Genomic DNA, 3727 nt, shown 5'->3' on the forward strand with positions numbered 1-3727 from the left:
GCGCAGCCACCACAATGGTGGTGGCTGCGCAGAAACACGGCTGCCCAGGCGGCCTCCGGCCTCCGCCTCGGCCGTCTCCGATCCCCGGCGGCCTCCGGCCTCCAGCCCTTGGCGCGGGCCCTCAACCCCGGCCCGCGATCCGGAGCTCAGAGCCCCGGTCCCGGCTCGGCACAGACCGACGGCGCATCGCGCGTCCCGCTGTCGCCGGTCGTCCGGCCGCGGTGCCCTGACCAGCCCGGCACGCGCTAGATTCTCGGTGCGCCACCGTCGGCGCCTGTCGAGAGGTGCCTTGCGTGGCGAGAAAGTTCAACCGACCCCCCAACTGGCCCGTGCCCCCCAAGGGGTGGAAGCCCCCGCGGGGCTGGGAGCCGGACCCGGCCTGGGGCCCGCCGCCCTCCGGATGGGTCCTGTACACACGCGCCCCGATGCCTGCCTGGGGGTGGTGGCTGATCGCCCTGGGCGTCGTGCTCCTCCTTGTCCTGTGGTCCGCGGTCGAGAAGGCGTTGGGCCTCGCGCCGCTCACGTGCGAGTCGGCGATCGACGAGGTCGTCGCCATGACTGCTGACGAGCCGGCGTCTGGGCAGGTCCTTGACATCAGCGACGCGTCGTTCCTCGAGGACCGTCAGGACGAGCTCGACGACGGCGCGTTCACGGTTGCCGCCGGCCGGGAGACCGACGAGGTCCTGGTCTGCCGCGGGGCCGGCGAGTGGGGTGACGGGTCCTACGGAGCGATCGAGTTCGGCTACGCGGCCGACGTCGCGGGCAACCTCTTCACGTACGTCGCGCCCGTGGGGTGACCCGACACGCCCGACGGCAGGGCGCTCGCTCCGCCGTCGGGCAGCGGCACTGCTCAGCCGAGCAGCAGCTTCCAGCAGCCCACCCCGATGAGCCCCGCGATCAGCGGCGCGACGACGGGCACCCACGAGTAGCCCCAGTCCGAGGGCCCCTTGTGCTTGAGGGGCAGGAGCGCGTGCACGATGCGCGGCCCGAGGTCACGGGCCGGGTTGAGCGCGGGCCCCGTGGGGCCGCCGAGCCCCGCGACGAGCCCCCACACCAGGAAGCCGAGCGCGAGGTGCGCCAGACCGGGCTCGGTCGTCGTCAGGGGCGAGTTGACGATCGCGAGCGCGCACGAGAACAGGATGACCGAGCCGAGCAGCTCGTTCGCGAACCCGTTCACGCGGCTGTGCGCGGCGTTGACGGTCGAGAAGGTCGCGAGCACGTCGGCGGAGCTCTCGGTGCGGTCGTAGTACGGCTTGTGGGTCGCGACGATCGCGAGCTGCCCCGCCATGGCCCCGAGCATCTGCGCGACCACGTACGGAGCGACGTCGGCCCACGGGAACATGCCCCACGTCGCGAGCCCGATCGTGAACGCCGGGTTGATGTGGTTCCCGCTGATCCCGCCGAACATCAGGGCCGGGATCATGACACCGAACCCGTAGCCCATCGCGATGAGGCTCCAGCCGCCGCGGTACCCCTTGGACCCCTTGAGATGCACGTTCGCGACCGTGCCGTTGCCGATGATGATGAGAATCGCCGTGCCGATGAACTCGCACGCGGCGCGCACCGCCAGGGAGTAGTCCGGATCCATGCGCACACCCTGTCAGGGGCGAGCGCCGGGAGGGCGGCGCGACACCCCGCGAGACGGGGCCCGGCGCGAGCCGGAGGGCTCGGGATCCGTGCGGCCCCGGAAGTCACCTGAAAAGGGACGACGCGGTAAGTATCGTGTTAAGTCCCTGCTTTCCTCTGTCGTGTTCTGCCCGCTGCCCTTACGCTCGCGACAACCGAACTCCCCGCAACGTCGCGCCGAGTGTGCGGTCGCCTGCGTGGGGGACCAGTGGAGGAGAACGAGTGTGAGAACACGTCCGATCGTCCCGTCCGTCGCCGCGCTGAGCCTGGGGCTCGCCGCGGTGTTCGTCCCACCGGCAGCGGCAGCCCCGCCTGCCCCGCCCGCCCCGCTCGAGGACCACGTCTCGGGCGAGGCCGTCATGCAGCACCTCGAGCAGTTCCAGGCCATCGCGGACGCCAACGGCGGCAACCGCGCCATCGAAACCCCCGGCTACGAGGCCAGCGCCGCGTACGTCGAGCAGGTCCTGACCGACGCCGGGTACACGCCCGAGCGCCAGTACTTCTCGTTCGACGACCAGCGCACCGACGCGCTGTCGCTCACGGCGGGCGGGCACGCGGTCACGGAGAACATCTTCCCCGCGGAGTTCGCACCGGACACGCCTCCGGAGGGCGTCACGGGGCCGGTCGTCCAGCCGGTCGACGCCCTCAAGCAGGGGTGCACGGCCGACGCGTGGGCCGGGGTCGCGGCCACGGGGGGCGTGGCCCTGGTCAGTCGCGGTTCGTGCAACTTCTCGCTGAAGGTCCAGCTCGCGGCCGAGGCGGGTGCGGCGGCCGTCCTCATCTACAACAACACGGGGGGCCCCATCAGCCCGACGCTCGGTGAGCCGAGCGACGTGTGGGTGCCGACGGCCGGCATCACGCAGGCTGACGGGCAGGCCATCATCGCCGGGGTCGCGGGGGGCCAGACCGACGCGACGTACGTGCTCCAGACCTCGACCGTCACGCACACGACCTTCAACATCCTCGCCGAGACGAGCACGGGCCGGGCAGACAACGTCGTCATGCTCGGTGCGCACCTCGACGGCGTGCCCGAGGGGCCGGGCATCAACGACAACGGCTCGGGTTCCGCCGCGATCCTCGAGACCGCGGTCCAGCTCGCCGAGCACGGCGGCCCGCTCGACAACCAGGTGCGCTTCGCCTGGTGGGGGGCCGAGGAGGTGGGCCTGGTCGGGTCGACGCACTACGTCGACGACCTGGTCGCGAACGACCCGACGACGCTCGACCAGATCGCGACCTACCTGAACTTCGACATGGTCGGCTCGCCGAACTACGTGATCGGGGTCTACGACGCCGACGAGTCCACGTACCCGGCACCGGTCGAGGTCCCGCCGGGCTCGCCCGAGACCGAGGACGTGTTCACGGACTACTTCGACTCGATCGGGCAGGCGTGGGTCGACTCGGAGTTCTCGGGGCGCTCGGACTACCAGGCGTTCATCGCGAACGGCGTCCCGGCGTCGGGGCTGTTCACGGGCGCCGACGACATCAAGACCGAGGCCGAGGTCGCGCTGTTCGGCGGCACCGCGGGGATCTGGCAGGACCCCAACTACCACTCGGCGAACGACGACATCGAGAACATCGACCCGGTCGCCCTCGACATCAACGCCAAGGCGATCGCGCACGCCACGGCGTCGCTCGCGGCCGACACGTCGGCGATCAACGGAGTGGTCTCGCCCGTCGACCCCGAGCTGACGGGGCTCACGGCGACCGCACGCTGCACGGGCAAGGTCGCCACGCTCTCGGTCGTCGCCGCCAACGGTGAGGACCGGCCGCTCGACGTGCTCTTCACGACGCCGTTCGGCTCCAAGACGTTCAACCACGTCAACCCGGACAAGAACGTGCACCAGTCGTTCAGTGCCCGGTCTGGCTCGCTCCCGGCGGGGAGCGTGACCGTCAGGGCGTGGGACGACGCGGGCTCGCAGGAGACCTACACGGTCGACTACGCGGCGCTCACCTGCTGACCTGGCTGCGAGCCCGGGGTCGCCGAGGTAGAGGCCGACCGTCGAGGTAGAGGGCGCCGACCCTCTACCTCGACGTGATCCCTCTACCTCGGCAGCCGTGTACGACGGCGCCCCCTCCTCCGGCGAGACTCTCGCCCGAGGAG

At 71.3% G+C, this 3727-nt stretch carries 3 protein-coding genes; 2 read left to right on the forward strand and 1 reads right to left on the reverse strand.

The genetic code is table 11. The features are described 5' to 3' along the window. Nucleotides 1–425 precede the first annotated feature (425 nt). Nucleotides 426–797 (forward strand): hypothetical protein, encoded by a 372-nt coding sequence (locus tag ACFWFR_RS18385; protein ID WP_377624040.1) that lies wholly within the window; start codon nucleotides 426–428, stop codon nucleotides 795–797. Between the two features lie 53 nt (nucleotides 798–850). Here ACFWFR_RS18385 and ACFWFR_RS18390 read toward each other — a convergent pair whose 3' ends face one another. Beyond that, entirely contained in the window at nucleotides 851–1588 is a 738-nt protein-coding gene (locus ACFWFR_RS18390) for an MIP/aquaporin family protein (RefSeq protein WP_377624041.1), read from the reverse strand. 262 nt (nucleotides 1589–1850) lie between these two features. Here ACFWFR_RS18390 and ACFWFR_RS18395 point away from each other — a divergent pair, with 262 nt between their 5' ends. Continuing rightward, nucleotides 1851–3584 carry a M20/M25/M40 family metallo-hydrolase gene (locus ACFWFR_RS18395; RefSeq protein WP_377624043.1) on the forward strand — a complete coding sequence of 578 codons (1734 nt, stop codon included), beginning with the start codon at nucleotides 1851–1853 and terminating at the stop codon, nucleotides 3582–3584. The last annotated feature ends 143 nt before the right edge of the window (nucleotides 3585–3727 follow it).

This window comes from Oerskovia sp. NPDC060287 (genome assembly GCF_042726775.1).
GTDB classification, from domain to species: domain Bacteria; phylum Actinomycetota; class Actinomycetes; order Actinomycetales; family Cellulomonadaceae; genus Oerskovia; species Oerskovia merdavium.

What these genes read in the sequence shown, in the direction of transcription:
- ACFWFR_RS18385 (WP_377624040.1), top strand. Translation starts at nt 426, where the DNA reads ATGCCTGCCTGGGGGTGGTGGCTGATCGCCCTGGGCGTCGTGCTCCTC.
- ACFWFR_RS18390 (WP_377624041.1), bottom strand. Translation starts at nt 1,588, where the DNA reads ATGGATCCGGACTACTCCCTGGCGGTGCGCGCCGCGTGCGAGTTCATC.